The organism is Lysinibacillus sp. NPDC093692 (genome assembly GCF_050280125.1).
In the GTDB taxonomy this organism is placed as follows: Bacteria; Bacillota; Bacilli; order Bacillales_A; family Planococcaceae; genus Lysinibacillus.
This window is the reverse complement of record NZ_JBNNUW010000006.1, coordinates 161,418-182,136: the sequence shown is the minus strand read 5'-3', so window position 1 is coordinate 182,136 and position 20,719 is coordinate 161,418. Positions and strand designations below refer to the sequence as shown.

Genomic DNA, 20,719 nt, shown 5'->3' with positions numbered 1-20,719 from the left:
CAAACTAACTTGCTACTCAACGATTTTATTTCCACGATCCACTTTCCAACTCTACTTCACTATTAAACGCATCTAAAATTGCTTTTTGCTCTATAGGCGAAACTCCAATTAATGAGGCTTTTTGTGCTTTTAATAGAGAAACTAGTTCTGGGTTATTTTCTAGATATTGAATTACATTTATCATGCATATAACTCCTCATTTCAATAGTTTTTTTAAGTAGTCTTTACCTAAATCGTTTATTGCCATGTTTTCAAGATTATCTAATGCTTTAAACTTGTAAACATTTTTAATAGTAATTGCATAACGTATCGCACCACCATTTGTCAACTCGTTTTCCATAGCATTATTATCTAAAAATGCATCTATATCGTCATTATAATAGCTTATCACAGACTTTGAAACATCATTTTTCTGTGATAAAAGATAAATAATAGGCAATGAGTATCTTTTATTAAGCAAATCATTTTTAGATCCCCAAGTTTTTAAACTTTGAATATCGTTTTTAATTTGTTGGATAATACCTATGTATTTCCCATACTCTTTAACATCAGAAGATGTCTCACCTTTTGCAAGTACTTCACCAATTAAGCAACCCATTGCTGTTAAAGAACCTGACTTTTGTTCAATCATTTGTAAATATGATTGCTCATCCCTACAAGTATTAAGTAAATCTAGTTGCTGACCATTTATACTTCGTAATGCATAATCATCAAGTATTTGAATAGCTGCACTTTTGTGTTCAAAGGAAGTCTCACGTATTGTTTTAGAAGCCATCACTAGCATAGCTAACGCAACATTTAATGATAATTCAGGTGTTTTAGTCCAACTGTAGTCTGAATCCTTGTCCTGCAAGTCATCGATGATATCAAACGATAAAATTAAAAGTTCAATAGCTGCGGCAACTTTATAGATGTCCTCGTTCAAACAATCTGCAAATGCTTCGTAATGCCAATAACATAGCTTACCAAATGAATAGCCAACTGCCTTTTTTTCTTCCTTAAAAATCTTTAGCATCGACCGTAGTTCATGACCTATCAATAACTCGTTTTCAATTAGAATATCCAATGCTTCATTAATTTTTCCGTCAAGCTCCTGCAATAGTCCTCTCCCCCCACAAGTATGTTATTAAATAGTATACATATTAATGGGAAATAATACTAGATATTAAACCCATAAGGGAATATTTTACATAAAATCATGGCAGAAATACCGCCAAAAAGTGGCGGTATTATATTATTGACCGCCATTTTTTGGCGTAAACCCACCATTGAAATGGCGTCCTTATCGATGATACGCTTAAATAGGGTAAGATTTTAAGATCATTTGCATCTGTTCGATTTAATCAAGTTAAATAGTTTATTTCCAAATATCAGAAAGAGAATTGAGACCATTTGCCATGTACTGAAGAGAAGGCTAGGCAACTCCATCATGATGAACAGCTAGGAATCATTTAAATCTATTAACAGGAAATACTCGAAACACAGGGAGTGATTGAAATGAAAAATGACGTAAATGAAAATGTTTTAATACTTACAGCTAATTTCTCCTGTACAATTTCAGTGACCGAAGAGGAAATCACGATTAAAAAACCTTCGAAAGAACAGCAATGTATAGAGCAAATAATTGTTGATGCCGAGCAACAAGCTTATAAAGAAACATTAGCAGAGTATAAAAGCAAATCTACATTTTCAAATTTTATTTGCAATATTCCTGGATTTGAGGATACTTTTCAGCAAAAGCTAGACGCTTTTATTGAACAATATGGAATTAAAAGAGTATCTGAAGAAAATCAGTCTATACCGCCTTTAGTAAGTCCATTTACCTCTGGATTAAACATACATACACCTATAATCTATACGTTACCAAGCTTTTATATTATAAATGCTAGAGGCAATTGCTCTAGCACTTCTATTAGAAATGCTACTGTCGGCTTGCCTGTTTATCGCTATAATTCAGAAATAGAAATGTCCTCTTTAGGGAAATATAATACTGCTGTAAAGGAAGCTAATTGTGCACCCAAACATTTTACCGAGGTCTCCATTAGTGATACTGATATTTCTTTTAATATTACGACAGCATTTAATGCATGGAATAAAGCGTCCATTAAGCATTAAGAAATGGGTATGGCACAGTTATAAATTTGTGCCTCCCTTCTTCCTTATGCGTCATTTCAATGCTTCTATTCATCGCTTAATTTTTTTATCCGCCACCCCGACTTCTTTTAGTCTAGTTAGCCATTCTTTCCTTCGCTCTCTGTCACTTTGCCTACCTATTGTTTTTTCTACGAGACCTTACATATTCATATAAAAAAAGGTGCCTCAAATGACTTTGAGACACCTCTAAAATATTAACCTTTTACATAATAAACTTCTTGTCCGCTTTCGATGATGTGATCAGGCTTCGGTTTACCAGCATTTGCTTTATGACCAGCAATATGCTCCGGACTTTTCTCCCAATTTTTCCATGCTTCTTCTGATTCCCAACGAACCACAATTAACACTTCTTCATCACCACGTCGTACTTTTTTCAAAAGTACTTGCTTATCAATAAAGCCTGGCTGTTGTTCAAGTAATGTTGGACCATCTTTTTTAGCACCAAAACGTTCAACTACTTTATCGGAATTCCCTTCCGTAACGACAATACGTTTAATTTGTACAAACATATTATTTAAACGCCTTTAGAACATCTTCAATTTTTTGAGTTTCAGAAGTTAAACCGCCATTAGCAAGATACCAAGTTTCTGGATTTAAGTAGAACACTTTTCCGTTTTTCACAGCTTTTGTTGCTCCAACGATTTCGTTTTCAATTGCAGCTTTTGTACCAGATTCACCGTTTGGATTTCTAACTGCATCGCTATCAACTACGAATAAAACATCTGGGTTTGTGTCACGTACATATTCAAAGCTTACATTATCACCATGTGTAGCTGCTTTAATAGTTTCATCAGCAGCTTTCACACCGTAAATATCATGAATTACACCAAAACGTGAACCTGTACCATAAGCAGATAGTGCACCTTCGCCACCTAATACGATTAAAGCTTTATCTTCCGATTTAGCAGTCTTTGCTTTAATTTCTTCTACTTTTGCTTCATATGCAGTAATTGCATCAGCGACTTCCTTTTCTTTACCAAAAATCTTACCAGCTAATTCTGTGTTTGTTTTGAATGATTCTAAGAAATTAGTATAGTCAGTCCCAACATATACTGTCGGTGCAATTTTAGATAATTCATCGTAAGCTGCTGCTTGACGACCAGAAATGAAAATAACGTCTGGATTCATTTCAGAGATTGCTTCAAAATCAGGCTCTTTTAAAGCACCAACATTTACGTATGATTTATCAGCATATTTGCTTAAGTATTTTGGAAGTGATTTTTGTGAAACACCTGCAACTTTAACACCTAAAACATCTAAAGTATCAAGGAAACCATAATCAAATACAACAACTTTTTCTGGCACTTTATCAAGAGTTACCTCTTTAAAAGTATCTTCGCCACTTGTACTACCTGGAATTGTAATTGGATAAGCTGTAGCTTCTTCCTTTTGCGTCTCAGAAGGTTTGTTATCAGTTGAAGAATCTTTCTCTTCTTTTTTTGCTTCGTCTTTAGAACCGCAAGCTGCTAATACTAATAGCATCATCGCCATTAATACAGTTAGTAATTTCCAATTTTTCATTGTAAAATTGCTCCTTTAAATTTAATTTATAGATAATAGATGGTTATCCCATCTTTACTATTTCTAAGAGTTGAAATACACACAAATGCGACAGCCATTCTGTTCTTGGACAGGAATATCCATATCGTAGATTTCCTTAAGAGCATCAGGACTGATGATGTCATTTGTTGGACCGTCTTTGACAACACGTCCATTTTTTAATGCAACAATATGATCAGAGTAGACGGAAGCAAAGTTAATATCGTGTAAAACGATGACAACTGTTTTCCCTAGCTCATCAACGAGCTTACGCAAAATCTTCATAATTTGCACAGAGTGCTTCATGTCTAAATTATTGAGTGGCTCATCAAGTAAAATATAGTCTGTGTCCTGTGCAATAACCATAGCGATAAATGCACGTTGACGTTGACCACCGGATAATTCATCCAAATAATTGTGCTGAATATCCTCTAAATTCATATATTGAATTGCTTCATCTACTTTTAGCTCATCCTCATGCTTTAAATTTCCTTTTGAATAAGGGAAGCGACCAAATGAAACAAGCTCACGAATTGTTAGGCGTACATTCATATAGTTTGACTGTTTTAAAATGGATACACGCTTCGCAAAATCATCCGATTTCCAACGACTTACATCTGATTCATCGAGTAATACTTCTCCAGTATCTGCATTAAGTAAACGGCTTACCATTGAAAGCAATGTTGATTTACCTGCACCATTTGGTCCAATAAAAGACGTAATTTTCCCTGGTACAACGTTAACACTGACATCTTGAATGACCGGTTTTTTTCCAAAAAACTTAGAGATTTCTTTTACTTGGATCATCCTGCAGACCTACTTTCCTTCAATAATATGTAGATGAAGTATACGCCACCTACGAAGTTTATAATAACGCTTAGTGTTGTATCGAAATTAAAAATACGTTCGACCATCCACTGTCCACCGACTAAAGCTACAATACTCATTACACATGAACCTGCTATTACCACAGAGTGCTTGTACGTCTTGAAAAATTGATACGATAAATTTGCTACGATTAAGCCAAAAAACGTAATAGGCCCAACAAGAGCTGTAGACACGGCTATTAACACCGAAGACAATATGAGCATACGCTGCACAAGCTTGTCATATGGTACCCCTAGGTTAATAGCTGTATCCCGACCAAGAGACATTACGTCTAATTGGTTCATATGACGCCAGCCATAAATAAAGGTAATGATGATGACAACAGCTGCAAGCCATACTAAATCCGAATTGACATTGTTGAAGCTTGCAAACATTTTACTTTGTAAGCTTAAAAATTCATTCGGGTCTATTAATACTTGGAAAAACGTAGTTACGCTTCCTAAAAATGTTCCGACAATCATACCGACAAGCAGTAAGAAATAAATCGGGCGCTTTCCTTCCTTGAACAATACACGATAAAAAATTAACGCAAAGATAACCATAGCTGAAACAGCTAATAAGAAATTATATTTAGCATTAATGACGAATACCGACATAGAGCCGAAGAAGTAAAAGATAAACGTTTGAACCAACATATATAATGCATCAAGCCCCATTACACTTGGCGTTAAAATACGGTTATGTGTAATCGTTTGGAAGACCACTGTTGAATAAGCAATCGCAATTCCCGTTAACGACATAGCAAACACTTTAATGAGGCGGCGCGGGAGTGCATAATGATAATTACCATTAAGTCCATAAAGTACATACAGTAAAATAGATGCTACGGCCAAACCTAGTAAAATCAACATTTTTGTACGGTTACGCATATGCTTTCCCCCTAAACAACATAATTAGGAAGATTGCACTTCCGATGACACCGACAGTCATACTAATCGGAATTTCATAAGGGAAAATCAGTACACGCCCTATAATGTCGCAGAATAATAAGAAAGACATTCCTAGTAGTGCGGTATGAGGCAATGTCTTAGCAAGATTATCCCCTTTGAACAGCGAAATTATATTTGGAATGATTAAACCAAGGAACGGAATCACACCAACTGTTAGGACCACCGTCGTTGCAATAAGTGCTACTAACACTAAACCTAAATTCACAATGAATTTATAGGAAAGACCAAGATTTTTTGCAAAATCCTCACCCATTCCTGCCACTGTAAAGCGGTTCGCATAAATGTAAGCTAATATAAGCACGGGTACACTTATGTATAAAAGCTCATAACGACCTTTCATCATTAATGAGAAATCTCCTTGTAACCATGCAGAAATGTTTTGGATAATATCCGCCTTATACGCAAAGAACGTTGTAATTGAAGAAAGGATATTCCCAAACATTAAGCCAATAAGTGGTATAAAAATCGCATCTTTAAACTTGATTCGATTTAATATTTGCATAAACAATAATGTGCCGGCTAAAGCAAATAGGAAAGCGAAGGAAATTTTTTGAAAATACGTGACGTTTGTGAAAAACATCATCGAAATTAGAACCCCCAACTTCGTAGCATCTAATGTACCTGCTGTCGTTGGTGACACGAACTTATTCCTACTTAAGCTTTGCATAATTAAACCAGCAATACTCATACCTGCACCTGCTAACAAAATTGCTACAAGTCTCGGTATACGACTAATAATAAATAGTCTAGTTTCTTCTGATTCGAAGTCTAATAGATCACTCGGTTTAATATCAACTACTCCGATAAATAGCGAAACTATAGACAGCACAACAGTTGCTGTTAAAAGATATCTTTTTTTCATTGTAATCCCCGGTAGATTCATTTTTGCTCGTATTAATCATTGAAAATGATTATCATTACTCACGATTCTCATTATAAGCTCGTTTCCATTCTCAGTCAACCTTCCATTGAGAATTATTCTCGTTTTATTTGAGAATCTTTAATAGAACGAGCATTCTTAACGGAATTCCTACTTTTTTTGGTTCCTCAAAGTTAAATATTTCTACTTTTTTGACACAATAAAAAGGTAATTGAGAATAAAATACTAATTTTTTCTCAATCACCTTTTAAATCAATTAATAATTACGTCCGGAGGCTTTTGGCCAACAAATGTCTTTTGTGCGGAAGCGCAGCGGGAGCAACAACACCAACAACATGATGTTGGTCACTCAGTCGTGCGTTGTTATTGCTTTCGCTACATAAAACATTCGCTGAAAGAAATTATGCTATTCGTCGAACGCCTTTGAGCCACGCAAAAACAATTAAAATGATTAATATAAAACCGACATACCCCATCACTGCATAAAGCTTGGCTACAAGCGTCGTAAAGCCAGCGAGACTTGCTAAAAAGCCCAATGCGCCGATAAAAAAGGCAGTAACCTTAAAACTAACCTTATTAGGTTTTAAAAACCTTACCATAAATGAATAGAACATCCCTACCGCTGTATTATAAATCATCCCTAATAAGGAAAAAGACATCAACAGACCAACTAGAGGATGAATTTCATTTGCTAAAGCTAGCATCGGTATATCTATGCCAACGATTACATTCATTTTGGCAAGAAGGGATAGGTTAATAAGAAGAATTAAAGCTCCAAGCAAAACCCCACCAATAATGCCTCCCATCCCCGCCACCTTCTCATTGCGAATAGATCCACACATAACAGTTAAAAGAGAAAAACACACACCGATATTAAAAGACGTGTACAGTAAAGCTGTAGTCCACCAGCTTTTAGTACTCACTTGTGCTTGTTGTGCGATAACAGCTTGTTCGACAAAGGTCAAATCCATCGTAGCTATTGAATAGACAGCTATGATCGAGACAATGGCTAGCAGATAGGGTGTAGCAAAAGCAATAATGTTTATAATACTCTTCACATTCATCATAACCGTTGCTATAGTCAGTACAATCATACAAATGCTCCCTAGCCAAACCGGCAGTCCAAACATTTGATGAAACGTAGCACCTGCTCCAGCAAACATGATTACTGCTACACCAAATAAGAAAAGGGACAGTAAATAATCCATCACAAAGCCTACAGTATTACCTGAAATTTGATAAATTAAATCCTTGTGCGATGTCGTACGTAACCTTGAGCTAATTTGTGCAATGCACATTCCTACTAAAGCAAATCCAAATGTCGCAATAAGAGCACCATATATCCCATGAAAGCCATAGCTCGTAAAATAAAGTACGATTTCCTGTCCTGATGCAAATCCCGCACCGACGATAATTCCTACATAGGCACCACCGATTTGCAAACTTTTTTTCAATCAGTTCTCTCCCTGTTTATCCTATTATCGGAATCATCACCAAAGCGTGTGGTGATGAACCTATTATTGATAGACCTTTCTGCTGATTGTTAGCTTATCGATTACCTTTATATTAGGTGTATATCCAATACCAATTGACTGTGGCACACGAATATAACCATCCTCTACAATTACTTCAGGTGTAATGATATCCTCATACCAATAATGACTTGAGCCCGCAGTATCCCCTGGTAGCACAAAATTAGCGAGCGATGTTAATGCAATATTATGCGCTCGTCCGATTCCTGCCTCTAACATGCCACCACACCAAACAGGAATTTTATTTTCCTTACATAAATCATGAATTCTTCTTGCTTCTGTTAAACCGCCTACACGTCCTATTTTAATATTGATAACACCACAGCTACCTAGCTCTATCGCTTTTCGAGCATCTTCATAGGAAGTGATGCTTTCATCTAAACAAATAGGCGTTTTTATCTTTCGCTGTAGCTTAGCATGATCGACAATATCATCTACAGCTAAAGGTTGCTCAATCATTAATAAATTAAATGCATCAAGTTGCTGTAATACATCCATATCGTTCAATGTATAGGCTGAATTAGCATCTACCATTAATGGCAGATCCGGCATTTCAGCTCGTATAGCACGAATAACTTCTACATCGTGACCAGGCTTAATTTTCATTTTTACTCGTTTATAGCCTTTATTTACATGGCTTTTTAACAGCTCTATTAATGCTTCGGTGGAAGATTGAATACCTACGCTAACGCCTACCTCTATTTGTTCCTTATGTCCACCTAATGCTTTTGCAAGTGATTGTTTCGTTTGTTGAGCATAAATATCCCATATAGCCCCTTCAATAGAGGACTTCGCCATGCAGTTACGACGAATAGAGGAAAACAAAGCACTAACTTCATCTGGATGCCCAACCTCTTTATGTAACAAGATAGGTATCAAGAAGTCTTCAAGCATATGCCATGTTGTTTTTAATGTCTCCTCTGTATACCAAGGCGCTACAAAGGCAACAGCTTCTCCCCATCCTACAGTTCCTGATTGATCTTTCGCTTCTATAAGTAAGAATTCCTTTTCATCAATTGTGCCAAAACTCGTTGTAAACGGTGATTTCATTGGCATTTTTATATGTCTAACTGTAATCTGTTCTAGTTTCACAAAATTTCACTCCTTATCCTTATTATAAAGCTAATAAGGAGCGTCTGACTAATAGATAGCTATGGACATATTCTTTGTGTTTTTTCATTCGAACGATTGCATAATCTTGTTCAAATAATGTCGTTAAAATAGTACGAACTTTATAACGCCAATCTTCTGCAAGCTTAGGACTTTCCACTTTCATCTTTTGTAAATATTGAGGTATGGGCAATAAATAAGCGTCTTTATAAAATAATTGCTCTCGCTGAAATTCACCTTCAATATCGAGCACTGGTAAGCCATCTACCGTTAAAGACCACGGTACTACTTCTTCGGCTCCCTCTTCCAGTTCATCTAATGAATCTTCCACTCGATCGCGTTCAATCCACCATTCTACGACAATTCGATCTGAAGGTAGCCCATCGTTAAAATCATCCCTGAGCGGACCATAATAATCATTTTCATACTGAAGACTAAAGGAATTGAGCTTCAAAAACGATAAATTAGCCATACATGCTTCTAGTGGATCAAATAGCCAAATCACAAGCTGAAACCCATGTTCTTTTGCATATTCCTGTTGGGCATGCTTTAATAATTCACCTACACCTTGTTCACGATATGTTTTTTCCACACCAATCATGTGTGAGTGTAAATACATTTTTCCATGTCCAAAGCCAACAAAGCAGTAGTTAAAGCCAATCAGCTTTTCGTCTAAATACGCCCCAAGTACTAATCCACCATTTTGTACAGCCGCTAACAATTGATGAGAGGGAATAGCCTGACTCCCCCAAATACTTTCGTTTAAAATTTGCACTTCTGCAACCTCTGTAGGTGTCATTACTTTTTGAATACGCACACTCTCTAACATTATGCTGACCCCTCCTTTGTATTCCCTGACTCCAATGCTAACAATACCGCTCTTGTAAGAATTTCAACTCCAGTTACTAACCTTGCCTGCTTAAATTTCATCTTTGGATGATGTAGTCCTGGTGCTAGTCCACAGCCTAGACCTAACATCGTAGATTTTAAATGTGGGCGTTGGACAGCATAATGATGAAAATCTTCTCCTCCAGGTGTATGAACTGGCCTTCTTAAATTCGACACCCCTGTTGCTTGCACGATTGCTTTCTCCATAAGAGATTGAGCAGTTGAGTCTACTTCAGCAGCTACTACATTTGCCACTGTACGTAATTCAATCTGCACTTTATGCAACAGCTTGGAAGAATCTATAACCCTTTTTACTCCCTGTACAAGTGCATCCATCACATCATTTTGTTGAGCTCGTATATCAATGGTGAACGCTGCACTCCCAGGAATAATATTGCCGGATTCTCCTCCTGCATGAAATTTAGTCATCTTAATTGATACAGGAACCATCGGATCTGTATGAATAGTTCGTAAATCTTCAATAATAGTTGCTCCTACTTCAATGGCATTCACGCCAAGATGCGGTCTAGCAGCATGGGCATCTTCTCCAATGATTTCTCCTTCTAATAATCGGGAAGCTCCATGGTGCAACGCGGCACAATATGTACCGTCTTCAAGCTCATGGACAGGTCTTACATGGACACCAAATAAAAAGTCTAAATCATCAATGACTCCTTCCTTTAAAACAGAGAAAGCACCTGTACCTTTCTCTTCTGCTGGTTGAAAAATTACACGAATTGTACCGTTGAATGATGGAGCAAGCTCTTTCAAAAGTAAGAGAGCACCGATTGCCATCGTCATATGTCCATCATGGCCACAGGAGTGATTCGCACGAAATTCACCATCTACTTCCTGCCATAACGCATCCATGTCCGTACGTAAACCGACTTTAGGTTGACCATTCCCTACATCAACATAAAGCCCTGTACTGTTTTTAAAGCGTATTGGTGAAAAACCTTCACGAGTTAGTAAATCGAAAATATAATTTGTTGTTTCTACCTCTTGCCAGCTTATTTCTGGATTCGCGTGCAAGTACGTGAAAATCTCCATTAATCTTGGCCTCAAACGATTCAAAGCTTCCTTCATAGCATCCAACCCCTTAAATTATCATACTATTAAGATTATTATAAATGAAAATAAAAACTTTTCTACACAGAAACGTCCCGCCTCCAGCAAATTAACTACATGCTACAGCTTTTCACATTCAGATTGTAGAAAGCTTTCCATATTGAATCCTAAAAAGTGGGGACGTTGTTAACCGCCTTTTATCCATTTTTTAATTAGAAGATGCTGATTTCCACCAAGGGCTACTATTAGTTAAAAATACGCTTATATTAATTGATCTTCGTTACGGTTGGGCGACTCCTTGGGGATCAGCGATAAAGGAACGAAGGCTAAAACCATCACGTCCTGCGATAACGCCTTCGTGACCAACATCCTGCTGCTGCCGCTACGTTAGCACTACGCTTTCGCGCAAAAAACATCTGTTGGCTCGAGACCCTGCAGCGAAGCGAAGCGGCTCATCGGACGCCCCCAGGAAGCTCTGCTCTGTGCGAAAGCGAAGCGGCAGCGACAAATGTTTTAACTGTACGAAAGCGAAGCGGCAGCGACAAAGCGCCCAGCCGGAACGGAAATCAACCTCACGTTATGTGGTAAGCAAAGTATCAAAGGTAATATTTCTTAATACAAAAAAATGCAAGTACAGTTATTTGAATAACTGTACTTGCATCTTTTGATTAATTAATACCTCGCATAGCTTTTGAAATAATTGGCGAAAGTACTAATATTATGATCCCGAAAACAATTGCTAATGAGCCTAAGAAACCGAAGTATGTGAATTCACTTACCACTTCATAGACTTTTACAAGTTGTGCGTTGATCGCTTGCGCTGCTGCGCTTGTTAAAAACCAAAGTGACATCGTTTGTGCAGCAAAAGCCTTTGGAGCCAATTTTGTAGTAACTGACAACCCTACTGGCGATAATAATAACTCCCCAACTACAACTAAAAAGAATGATAATACTAACCACCACGGACTTACTAAATCTGTACCACCAGATAAATACGCTGGAAGCATCATCACTAAGAATGACAATCCTGCAAAGAATAATGCATAAGCGAATTTACGCGGTGTAGATGGTTGCTTATCTCCCCACTTCATCCATAACATGGCAAATAACGGAGCCATTGTAACGACGAATAAAGGGTTTAATGATTGGAACCAAGAAGATGGAATATGAAAACCACCAATATCCAATCGTGTACGACTATCTGCATACGTTGCTAAAATAGTCGCCCCTTGTTCTTGGATTGCCCAAAACATTACAGCCGATAAAAACAAAGGAATATAAGCGAGCACGCGAGACTTCTCGTCCTTCGTTGTTTTCTCACTGCGATACATATAAATAAAGTACACCGTTGGAATTATAATACCTAGCGCCGTAATAATTAAACCAAAAACATTCACTGTTAGTACGCCAGTTTTGATACCAATTGCCCCAGCAATAATAATAAGTAGCGCTAAAATCCCAAATCGTGTAAAGACTTTTTTCCGTTCTTCAGGCAGTAACGGGTTGTTTACCTGTAACCCTGCTAACCCTAAATATTTTTTTCCTGTTAATTTAAAAATAATTAAACCAAATAACATCCCTATCCCTGCTACACCAAAGCCTAGGTGGAAATTATACTGTTGTCCAATTGTTCCGACAATTAATGGTGCAAGGAATGATCCCATGTTAATGCTCATATAGAAAATTGAAAAACCTGCATCACGACGACTATCTGTATCAGCATACATGTCTCCGACAATGCTTGAAACGTTCGGTTTTAATAAGCCTGTCCCAATGACAATAAAGAACATTGAAACAAATAAAATGCTTGCGCCACCAGGTAACGCTAGCAGGAAATGTCCAATCATAATGAACACGCCACCATAGAAAATAGTCCTACGTGTACCTAGTATTCGGTCAGCAATCCAACCACCGATAATCCCTGACATGTAAACCAATGATCCGTAGATAGCCATAATTGAGTTCGCTAGTCCACGATCTAGGCCTAAGCCGCCTTCATGCAATTCATAATACATAAAGAAAATCAGAATTGCTCGCATACCGTAGTATGAGAATCGTTCCCAAAATTCTGTAAAAAATAATGTAAAGAGCCCTTTAGGGTGTCCGACAAAGCCGTTTTGAGGGACGGATTTTACAATTTCATCTTTAGTAGACATAAAAATATCCTCTCCCGATTTCATTATTCAGTAATAATATTATTACCCAATTTTAAGGATAAAAACTATATTTCATCATACTAAAGTGTTTTAAAAACTTTTTCAAGAGTTTTAAAAAATGTTGGAATTTTACACCTTTTCTTTAAATTCAGACTCGTTTTACTATAATTATAGCAAACCTGTTGCTATCCCTGAATTTTTCTACTCTTTAATATCTACTAATTTATAAACATCTACAAAATTATTCTAAAATATTTTATAATCAGAGTATTTACTTTATTAACAAATAGGCTAGTATTATCTAAAATTTAATCCACAATGATATAAATTCGCTTTTTCTTTTGCAACAAAAAAACACGCTAGAAACACGAAGTGCTTCTAACATGTTTTTAGAACATGTTTGTGATCAACTAATTACATATTGTTGGAATTTTGCATAATCCGCTTCTTTTGCCTCTATTGTTAACAGCGTGCCATTTTCTTCATACGCTGTTTCATAGACAGAGGCATGTTCATTTAAATAAGAGACGATATTCCCCTGCTCATACGGAATGAGCATTTTACATGTTATATAATCAGAGAAAATATGCTGACGAATCATTTGCAATAATTCCTCTAATCCAGTCCCTTCCTTCGCTGAAATCCAAATATTATCACCGCTGATCACAGGGTATGGGACGTTTGCTATATCAGCTTTATTATACACATAAATTGTCGGAATCCCTTCAACGCCAACTGCTTTAAGCGTTTCATTTGTTACATCCATCATAAAGCCGTGCTCAGAATTGGAAACATCCACAACATGTAATAATAAGTCGGCATCACGAGCCTCTTCTAGAGTTGAACGGAATGCTTTCACTAGGTGATGCGGTAATTTGCTAACGAAACCAACTGTATCTGTTAATAGGAATGTCTTCTTATCAGGTAATTCTATTTGACGGACAGATGTTTCAAGTGTGGCAAAAAGCATATCCTTCTCAAACACTTGTTTATGATCTTCCTGCCCTATTTTCGTAAGTAGCTGATTCATAATGGTTGACTTACCAGCGTTCGTATAGCCAACAATGGAAACGACAGGGACGGCATTTTTACGTCGTTGTTTACGCTGCGTCTCTCGTTGCTCCTTCACATGCTCTAGGTCCTTCTTAATTTTCGCAATTTGATCCTCAATTTTACGACGGTCTAGCTCGAGCTTTGTCTCACCGGCACCACGGTTTTTAAAGCCACCTCCAGTGCCGCCACCTTGACGACTGAGAGAAGCATGCAAACCAACCAAACGAGGTAACATATATTGCAATTGCGCTAACTCAACTTGCAGCTGTGCTTCACTTGTTTTCGCACGACGTCCAAAAATATCTAAAATCAACATGGTTCTATCAATAACCTTTGTTTCTAAATCGCGCTCTAAATTACGGATTTGCGAAGGTGATAATTCATCATTAAAAATTACTAAATTCGCTTGTACTTCATCATAAAAGTTTTTTATTTCTTCAATTTTCCCTGTTCCAACATAATGAGATGGCGTAACTCGCTCTAAATTTTGTGTAACAATGCCAGCTACTTCAACATTTAAAGCTTCAGCTAAATTTTTTAGCTCCTCCATTGAATAATCAAAATGCTCATCATTCCGTAAATTCACACCAACTAAAATAGCTTTTTCTACCAATACATCAACTTCTTTAATTCTATCCATCCACAAACCTCCCACCAATGCCTTGATGCTACTACGACAAATTTTCTTCATCTTACCATATAATGTCCAAATTCGTGTTGTTTAGTAGTTATCTTATCTTTATTAACATGTATATCAAAAAAATGCGCCTTCTATACAAAAGGCGCACTACATTCATTTACTTACGTTCTTCTTTTAACAATACTTCAGTACGATTGAACTCGTCTTCAATATCTTTATTCGGTTTATATGTCACGATGCTGACAATCACCGCAACAATTAAGCATACGAAGAAGCCTGGAACAATCTCATATAACGATTCAGATAAGACCTTTATTTTCCCCCAAACGAAGGCGGTTGCAGCACCTGCTATCATCCCACTGAGAGCTCCGTAATTCGTTAATTTTCTCCAATATAGAGACAGCAATATTACTGGGCCGAATGCTGCACCAAAGCCAGCCCAAGCAAAGCCTACTAGGCCTAAAATAGAACTATCTGGATTCCATGCTAAAATCGCTGCGATAATAGCTACAACTAAAACAGCGAGACGGCCAACAAAGACATAATGCTTATCATCTGCTGTTTTATTAAATATAGCTTTGTAAATATCTTCTACAAGCGCTGACGAAGTAACAATTAATTGTGATGAAATCGTACTCATAACCGCAGCTAAAATGGCAGCTAGCATTATACCTGCAATAAACGGATGGAATAGGATTTGGCCAAGTACAATAAATACTGTCTCAGCGTCCTTTAACTCACCTGCATTTTGTTCATAATACGCCACACCTACCAAAGCTGTTGCAATCGCTCCGAACAAGCTTAACATCATCCAGCCAATACCGATACGACGAGCCTGTTTTGTTTCTTTAACCGAGCTTATTGCCATAAACCGTACGATAATATGTGGTTGTCCAAAATAACCTAGTCCCCATGCAAGTGATGAAATAATTGCCGCAGCAGTTGCAGTTGCTGGTAATAAGCTTAGATGTTCAGGATTTACAGCTTTAATAGAAGCTATTGTGTCTCCAATTCCACCTGTTAAAAACAAGCCAAATAACGGTACAGAAATAAGTGCAACAAACATAATTAGACCCTGTAAAAAGTCTGTATAACTAACCGCTAAAAACCCTCCAAACAATGTGTATGCCACAACAACAGCAGATACAATCAATAAACCAGTATGGTATTCATAGCCAAATGAACTATCAAAAAACTTGCCACCTGCAACCATTCCCGAAGAAACATAAAATGTAAAAAAGATTAAAATAATAATACCTGACGCAATTCTTATTAGCTTTGTGTTGTCACGTAAACGATTATCTAAATAACTCGGAATAGTAATTGAGTCATTAGCAACTTGTGTATATACACGTAGTCTCGGTGCTACAAGTAACCAATTCAAATAGGCACCAATCGTTAAGCCAATAGCAATCCAGGCCTCAACAATTCCAGATAAATAGATCGCACCCGGTAAACCCATTAACAGCCAGCCAGACATATCTGCTGCACCTGCACTTAGCGCTGTGACAGCAGGGCCTAGAGAACGCCCACCGAGCATGTAATCGGTTAAATTAGATGTTTTAACAAATGCATACCAGCCGATTCCTAGCATAGCTATCATATAAATGATAATTGAAAGTAATTGATACATGTTTGCAGACATATTTTTCCCCCTTATTTCCCCATGAATCTTTTTATTAAAAATTCTCTATATTTAAAATACCACAAACTTACAAGATAACCTATAATTATTCAAAGAGCGAATTCTAAAATTTATAATAGCAATGCAAATCACAAAGTATGTTAAACTAGTGCCATCTATAACACGATAAAGAAGGCGAAATGTATGACATTTGAAGAAATGAAAGCTCAGCTTATAGAGCAGATTTTACAACAGCAACTTGTTACTGCGACAATCAGTCAACCACGTATGAAATCAAACGAAGTAAAACGTATAAAGCTAAAACCTTTATTATTGAAGGATACTTACCATATACAAGTTGAATATCAATTTGAACGTATTTTAAAGCATGAAAATGTTTTATTAGAAGATTTCCCTGAGAAGTTAGAAGCATTTTTTAACGATTACCGCCAAGCACATATTGATTTTATTGATGAAAAAATACAAGTGCAGCTATCAAAAAAGAACAAAGTACTATGGAAATCTGATAAGTCCTCAACGCCAAAGCAAGTTAATTTAGCGCATAATCGCAAGAAAAACTATTTACTACCAGAGGATAAGCCATATCCATTTTTAATTCGTCTTGGCGTACAAACGGAAGAAGGAAAAATAAAAAAACAAAAATACGATAAGTTTAAACAAATCAACCGCTTCATCGAATTTATTGATGATGCATTAACATATTTACCAAAAGATCGTCAGGTTCGTATTTTAGATTTCGGTTCAGGCAAATCCTATTTAACATTCGCCTTATACCATTATTTAAAAATCGAAAAAGGCTTAGACATTCGTGTCACTGGTTTGGATTTAAAGAAGGAAGTCATCGAAGAATGCTCACAAATCGCACAAGATTTAGGCTATGAACAACTCGAATTTCTAGTAGGAGATATTAATGATTACAATGATGAGTCTGCCGTGGATATGGTAGTAACTCTACATGCTTGTGACGTTGCCACTGATATGGCATTAGCACGCGCTGTAAAATGGGGAGCAAGCGTTATTTTAAGCGTCCCTTGTTGCCAGCATGAGCTAAATCGCCAGCTTCATACACCAGCTCTTGATATCATGCTTCAGCATGGTCTCGTACGCGAGCGTTTTTCAGCGCTTGCAACGGACGCAATCCGAGCAGAAATTCTATCACTTGTGGGCTATGAGGCACAACTGCTGGAGTTTATCGATATGGAAAACACACCAAAAAACATTTTAATAAGAGCTTATCATACCGGCAAAAAGCCAAGCTCTGAACAGCGCGCTAGCTACGATGCGTTTTTAAAGTTACTAAATGCCAAGCCGTTTTTAGCGAATGAGTTACAAGCTTACCTATAAAATGTCGAGGTATTTGAGAGTGAAGTGCGGGTATTCGCTCCTTCCGCGGGTATATCATCGCGGGGCGCGGGTATTCGTCTTCCTTCCGCGGGTATTTCATCGCCAAGCGCGGGTATTCGTCCTCCTTCCGCGGGTATTTCATCGCCAAGCGCGGGTATTCGTCCTCCTTCCGCGGGTATATCATCGCGGGGCGCGGGTATTCGCTCTTCTTCCGCGGGTATTTCATCGCAAGTGCGGGTATTCGTCCTCCTTCCGCGGGTATTTCTGAATTTTCTTAAGCACAACATTAAAAAGGCGGTCCAATAACTTTTGGACCGCCCTTTCTATTATAGTTCTTGTCGTAAAGCTTGAATAACGTCAATTTTTGTGGCCTTTCGTGCTGGACGATAGCCAGAAATCATCGCTACACCAACACTAATCGCTGCAGCAATAATAACGAGCTGCCAAGGAATAAGAGAAAATGTAATGTCACTTTTACTAAATGCCTCTTCCCCTGTTGCAGCTTCTAGAATTACAGGCAGTGCAGCATTTGCTACGAAGCTAATAATATATGAAATAACTACAGCTATTAAAGTCCCAATAACACCAATGAACGTACTTTCCATTAAGAACAATCGTTGAATAAGCTTTGGACTTGCTCCGATCGCCTTTAAAACACCTATTTCACGAGTACGCTCCGTAACTGCCATTGTCATTGTATTGAAAATGCCAATCGAGGCGATCAAGACAGCAATTGTTCCTACAAAAATTAAGCCGATTTTTAAAACTAGGAAAAATACATTCATTTGATCCAACTTCTCAGTCACCGAATAAACGTTATAGCCATAGTCTTTTAGTTTGTCTAATATCGGTTTTACATTTTCCATACTATCAGCGAAAATATTGAATTCTGAATGAAACATGTCATCCTCATTAACAGTACCCGTTGCTGCTAAATTAGTTGCTAGCGTAGGCTTTTGCTCTGTATCCATATAAATAGAGTTATTGACCATCCAATCATAAGAAGGCTTCTTCATAACACCGACAATCGTATACTTTATTTTCTCTCCCTCTTCTGCACCATCAGAATGCGGCATTAATGCCAATTCGATTTCTTTACCAATTAATGAGTCCTTATACCCTTCCTCACTACCATTATAAAACGTGCCTTCCGCTTCAGCTTTTTTACTTTTCTCTTCAATAATTTTGCGCTCGGCATCATTTATTAATGTTTGAGCAAAATGATAACCTACTACGATTTCGTTTGGCTTTGTTGGATACTTCCCTTTCGCAAGCTTGCCATTTACTTGCTCAAAATCTTGCATATTCGCAACGTATACATCAGATAGTGTATCGCGACCTTCAAAAAATGAATGTCCGGATGCATTGACAGTAATCGTTTCAAGTACTGTTTTCACATGTTCTATACTTTTTATTTCATGGATTTGTTCCTCTGTAAATTGATCATTACCAAACACTTGAATCTTCGTAATATTTTCATCCGATAATATTTCATTACGTATGGAATCCTGCAGCCCAAACCCAACTGATGCGAGGACAATCAAAAATGCACAACCCATCGTTGCGGCTAGTACTGTCATAAACACACGTAATTTATTTTTCTTTATATGCTGTGTAACAAAATCTATTTGATCTTTAAATAACATGTTATGCTTCCTCCTTTACAAGTTCCCCGTCGTACATGCGGAAACGTCGATGTGCTATCGTTGCTACTTCCTCGTCATGAGTAATGATGACGAATGTTAAACCAAGCTCACGGTTTAGACTTTGAATGAGCAGCAATATATCTTGCTCTGTTTCTGAGTCAAGACTTCCTGTCGGCTCATCTGCTAGCAGAATAGGTGGATTTGTAATTAAGGCTCTCGCAATACTAACTCGTTGTTGCTGACCACCCGATAATTCATTCGGGTAATGGTCTGCTACCTCCGTTAAACCAACCTTGTCCATTAATATTTTCACCTTTTCAGTACGCATTGCTTTCTTGATACCTTGTAACTTCAATGGTAGTTCTATGTTTTCAGACGCCGTTAAGCCTGGCATCAGTTGAAAGTTTTGAAAGATAAATCCGAAATGTTGCAAGCGAAAGGCTGCACTTTCTACTTCAGTAAAATTAGCTGCTTCTTTACCGTTTACCTTAATAGACCCTTGTTCAGATTTCATAAATCCAGCTAGTATTTGTAATAAGGTAGATTTACCGGAGCCACTTTTACCAACAATTGCGACAATCTCTCCTTTTTTCACCTCAAAGTTGACACCTTTTAATACCGGAACCTGTTTTTCCTTGCCTTTCTTTCCAATTAAAAATGTATGTTGTAAGTTTTCGACTTGAATCATTTTCAAATAAACACCCTTTCACATTCTTTAAACCCATCACCATAACGTGTGGTTGATTTCCGTTCCGACTGGCGCTTTCCTGGAGGCGTCCGATGAGCCGCTTCGCTTCGTTCCGGGGTCTCGGGCCAATAGGATGTTGGTCACGACGGCGTTATCACAGGGCGTGATGGTTTTAGCCTTCGTTCCTCTATCGCTGATCCCCAAGGAGTCGCCCAGCCTCCACTCCAATCAACTTATATACATGGATATGTTTTTAACAAATATCATCCTAAATATATGGTGATGAGTAATTCTTTCTCCATTGTAGACAAGAATTCTTAATAAAGTTGAAGGATAAAAATGAAGATATTCTTAAGAAAAGAGAAAACTATGAGCAAAACAACCCCTTTACATTCCCTTTACAATTCTGACATATAAGTTATTCAAAATTTTACGTCTCCATAGCTTTCTTTTGTATTAAACAGAAAGTATAAATCCTTATAAAACCTATATTTAAAGCGTTTTCCTGTATTAATAAAAACAAATACAGAAGTTCCAT

At 37.3% G+C, this 20,719-nt stretch carries 18 protein-coding genes; 2 read left to right on the top strand and 16 right to left on the bottom strand.

Going from position 1 to position 20,719, the window contains the following annotated elements; all coding sequences use genetic code 11:
- Positions 1-25: 25 nt before the first annotated feature.
- A complete protein-coding gene (gene comX / locus ACQKN4_RS09100) occupies positions 26-184 on the bottom strand; it encodes a competence pheromone ComX (protein WP_427483454.1) in 159 nt (52 codons plus the stop codon).
- 12 nt (positions 185-196) lie between these two features.
- Positions 197-1,099 carry a polyprenyl synthetase family protein gene (locus ACQKN4_RS09095; protein ID WP_427483453.1) on the bottom strand — a complete coding sequence of 301 codons (903 nt, stop codon included), beginning with the start codon at positions 1,097-1,099 and terminating at the stop codon, positions 197-199.
- Positions 1,100-1,497: 398 nt separating this feature from the next.
- Here ACQKN4_RS09095 and ACQKN4_RS09090 point away from each other — a divergent pair, with 398 nt between their 5' ends.
- On the top strand, positions 1,498-2,115 hold the full coding sequence (locus ACQKN4_RS09090) for a hypothetical protein (protein ID WP_079562490.1): 618 nt from the start codon (positions 1,498-1,500) through the stop codon (positions 2,113-2,115).
- Between the two features lie 233 nt (positions 2,116-2,348).
- Here ACQKN4_RS09090 and ACQKN4_RS09085 read toward each other — a convergent pair whose 3' ends face one another.
- From ACQKN4_RS09085 to putP, 12 genes are all read right to left on the bottom strand, one after another.
- Positions 2,349-2,663: an antibiotic biosynthesis monooxygenase family protein gene (locus tag ACQKN4_RS09085; RefSeq protein WP_079562489.1), complete on the bottom strand. Its 315-nt coding sequence runs from the start codon at positions 2,661-2,663 to the stop codon at positions 2,349-2,351.
- A gap of 1 nt (position 2,664) precedes the next feature.
- Complete coding sequence (locus tag ACQKN4_RS09080; RefSeq protein ID WP_427483451.1) at positions 2,665-3,675, bottom strand: siderophore ABC transporter substrate-binding protein; 1,011 nt, start codon at positions 3,673-3,675, stop codon at positions 2,665-2,667.
- A gap of 63 nt (positions 3,676-3,738) precedes the next feature.
- The gene (locus ACQKN4_RS09075) at positions 3,739-4,500 is read right to left on the bottom strand and encodes an ABC transporter ATP-binding protein (protein WP_427483449.1); all 762 of its coding nucleotides are present in this window, start codon (positions 4,498-4,500) and stop codon (positions 3,739-3,741) included.
- A complete protein-coding gene (locus ACQKN4_RS09070) occupies positions 4,497-5,450 on the bottom strand; it encodes an iron chelate uptake ABC transporter family permease subunit (protein ID WP_427483448.1) in 954 nt (317 codons plus the stop codon). The genes ACQKN4_RS09075 and ACQKN4_RS09070 overlap by 4 nt, the downstream gene beginning before the upstream one ends.
- Positions 5,443-6,393: an ABC transporter permease gene (locus tag ACQKN4_RS09065; RefSeq protein WP_079562485.1), complete on the bottom strand. Its 951-nt coding sequence runs from the start codon at positions 6,391-6,393 to the stop codon at positions 5,443-5,445. Before ACQKN4_RS09065 ends, ACQKN4_RS09070 begins: the two co-directional genes overlap by 8 nt.
- A 419-nt stretch (positions 6,394-6,812) precedes the next feature.
- Positions 6,813-7,865, bottom strand: coding sequence for a YkvI family membrane protein (locus ACQKN4_RS09060; protein WP_079562484.1), 1,053 nt, complete (start codon positions 7,863-7,865; stop codon positions 6,813-6,815).
- 63 nt (positions 7,866-7,928) lie between these two features.
- Positions 7,929-9,035, bottom strand: a complete 1,107-nt coding sequence (gene menC / locus ACQKN4_RS09055) for an o-succinylbenzoate synthase (protein WP_427483446.1) — start codon at positions 9,033-9,035, stop codon at positions 7,929-7,931.
- Positions 9,036-9,057: 22 nt separating this feature from the next.
- Positions 9,058-9,882 (bottom strand): GNAT family N-acetyltransferase, encoded by an 825-nt coding sequence (locus ACQKN4_RS09050; RefSeq protein WP_079562482.1) that lies wholly within the window; start codon positions 9,880-9,882, stop codon positions 9,058-9,060.
- Entirely contained in the window at positions 9,882-11,027 is a 1,146-nt protein-coding gene (locus ACQKN4_RS09045) for a M20 peptidase aminoacylase family protein (protein WP_079562481.1), read from the bottom strand. Before ACQKN4_RS09045 ends, ACQKN4_RS09050 begins: the two co-directional genes overlap by 1 nt.
- 650 nt (positions 11,028-11,677) lie before the next feature.
- A complete protein-coding gene (locus ACQKN4_RS09040) occupies positions 11,678-13,165 on the bottom strand; it encodes a peptide MFS transporter (protein ID WP_079562480.1) in 1,488 nt (495 codons plus the stop codon).
- A gap of 406 nt (positions 13,166-13,571) precedes the next feature.
- Positions 13,572-14,858 carry a GTPase HflX gene (hflX, locus tag ACQKN4_RS09035; RefSeq protein WP_079562479.1) on the bottom strand — a complete coding sequence of 429 codons (1,287 nt, stop codon included), beginning with the start codon at positions 14,856-14,858 and terminating at the stop codon, positions 13,572-13,574.
- A gap of 157 nt (positions 14,859-15,015) precedes the next feature.
- Entirely contained in the window at positions 15,016-16,503 is a 1,488-nt protein-coding gene (putP, locus tag ACQKN4_RS09030; RefSeq protein ID WP_427483443.1) for a sodium/proline symporter PutP, read from the bottom strand.
- A gap of 183 nt (positions 16,504-16,686) precedes the next feature.
- Here putP and ACQKN4_RS09025 point away from each other — a divergent pair, with 183 nt between their 5' ends.
- Positions 16,687-17,847, top strand: coding sequence for a class I SAM-dependent methyltransferase (locus tag ACQKN4_RS09025; RefSeq protein WP_427483441.1), 1,161 nt, complete (start codon positions 16,687-16,689; stop codon positions 17,845-17,847).
- 326 nt (positions 17,848-18,173) lie between these two features.
- Here the strand turns inward: ACQKN4_RS09025 and ACQKN4_RS09020 are convergent, their stop codons facing one another.
- Together ACQKN4_RS09020 and ACQKN4_RS09015 are read right to left on the bottom strand one after the other, a co-directional pair.
- Complete coding sequence (locus tag ACQKN4_RS09020; protein ID WP_427483439.1) at positions 18,174-19,493, bottom strand: ABC transporter permease; 1,320 nt, start codon at positions 19,491-19,493, stop codon at positions 18,174-18,176.
- 1 nt (position 19,494) lies between these two features.
- A complete protein-coding gene (locus ACQKN4_RS09015) occupies positions 19,495-20,181 on the bottom strand; it encodes an ABC transporter ATP-binding protein (RefSeq protein WP_079562475.1) in 687 nt (228 codons plus the stop codon).
- Between the last annotated feature and the right edge of the window lie 538 nt (positions 20,182-20,719).

What these genes read in the sequence shown, in the direction of transcription:
- comX (WP_427483454.1), bottom strand. Translation starts at nt 184, where the DNA reads ATGATAAATGTAATTCAATATCTAGAAAATAACCCAGAACTAGTTTCT.
- ACQKN4_RS09090 (WP_079562490.1), top strand. Translation starts at nt 1,498, where the DNA reads ATGAAAAATGACGTAAATGAAAATGTTTTAATACTTACAGCTAATTTC.
- ACQKN4_RS09085 (WP_079562489.1), bottom strand. Translation starts at nt 2,663, where the DNA reads ATGTTTGTACAAATTAAACGTATTGTCGTTACGGAAGGGAATTCCGAT.
- ACQKN4_RS09080 (WP_427483451.1), bottom strand. Translation starts at nt 3,675, where the DNA reads ATGAAAAATTGGAAATTACTAACTGTATTAATGGCGATGATGCTATTA.
- ACQKN4_RS09075 (WP_427483449.1), bottom strand. Translation starts at nt 4,500, where the DNA reads ATGATCCAAGTAAAAGAAATCTCTAAGTTTTTTGGAAAAAAACCGGTC.
- ACQKN4_RS09070 (WP_427483448.1), bottom strand. Translation starts at nt 5,450, where the DNA reads ATGCGTAACCGTACAAAAATGTTGATTTTACTAGGTTTGGCCGTAGCA.
- ACQKN4_RS09065 (WP_079562485.1), bottom strand. Translation starts at nt 6,393, where the DNA reads ATGAAAAAAAGATATCTTTTAACAGCAACTGTTGTGCTGTCTATAGTT.
- ACQKN4_RS09050 (WP_079562482.1), bottom strand. Translation starts at nt 9,882, where the DNA reads ATGTTAGAGAGTGTGCGTATTCAAAAAGTAATGACACCTACAGAGGTT.
- ACQKN4_RS09045 (WP_079562481.1), bottom strand. Translation starts at nt 11,027, where the DNA reads ATGAAGGAAGCTTTGAATCGTTTGAGGCCAAGATTAATGGAGATTTTC.
- ACQKN4_RS09040 (WP_079562480.1), bottom strand. Translation starts at nt 13,165, where the DNA reads ATGTCTACTAAAGATGAAATTGTAAAATCCGTCCCTCAAAACGGCTTT.
- hflX (WP_079562479.1), bottom strand. Translation starts at nt 14,858, where the DNA reads ATGGATAGAATTAAAGAAGTTGATGTATTGGTAGAAAAAGCTATTTTA.
- putP (WP_427483443.1), bottom strand. Translation starts at nt 16,503, where the DNA reads ATGTCTGCAAACATGTATCAATTACTTTCAATTATCATTTATATGATA.
- ACQKN4_RS09025 (WP_427483441.1), top strand. Translation starts at nt 16,687, where the DNA reads ATGACATTTGAAGAAATGAAAGCTCAGCTTATAGAGCAGATTTTACAA.
- ACQKN4_RS09020 (WP_427483439.1), bottom strand. Translation starts at nt 19,493, where the DNA reads ATGTTATTTAAAGATCAAATAGATTTTGTTACACAGCATATAAAGAAA.
- ACQKN4_RS09015 (WP_079562475.1), bottom strand. Translation starts at nt 20,181, where the DNA reads ATGATTCAAGTCGAAAACTTACAACATACATTTTTAATTGGAAAGAAA.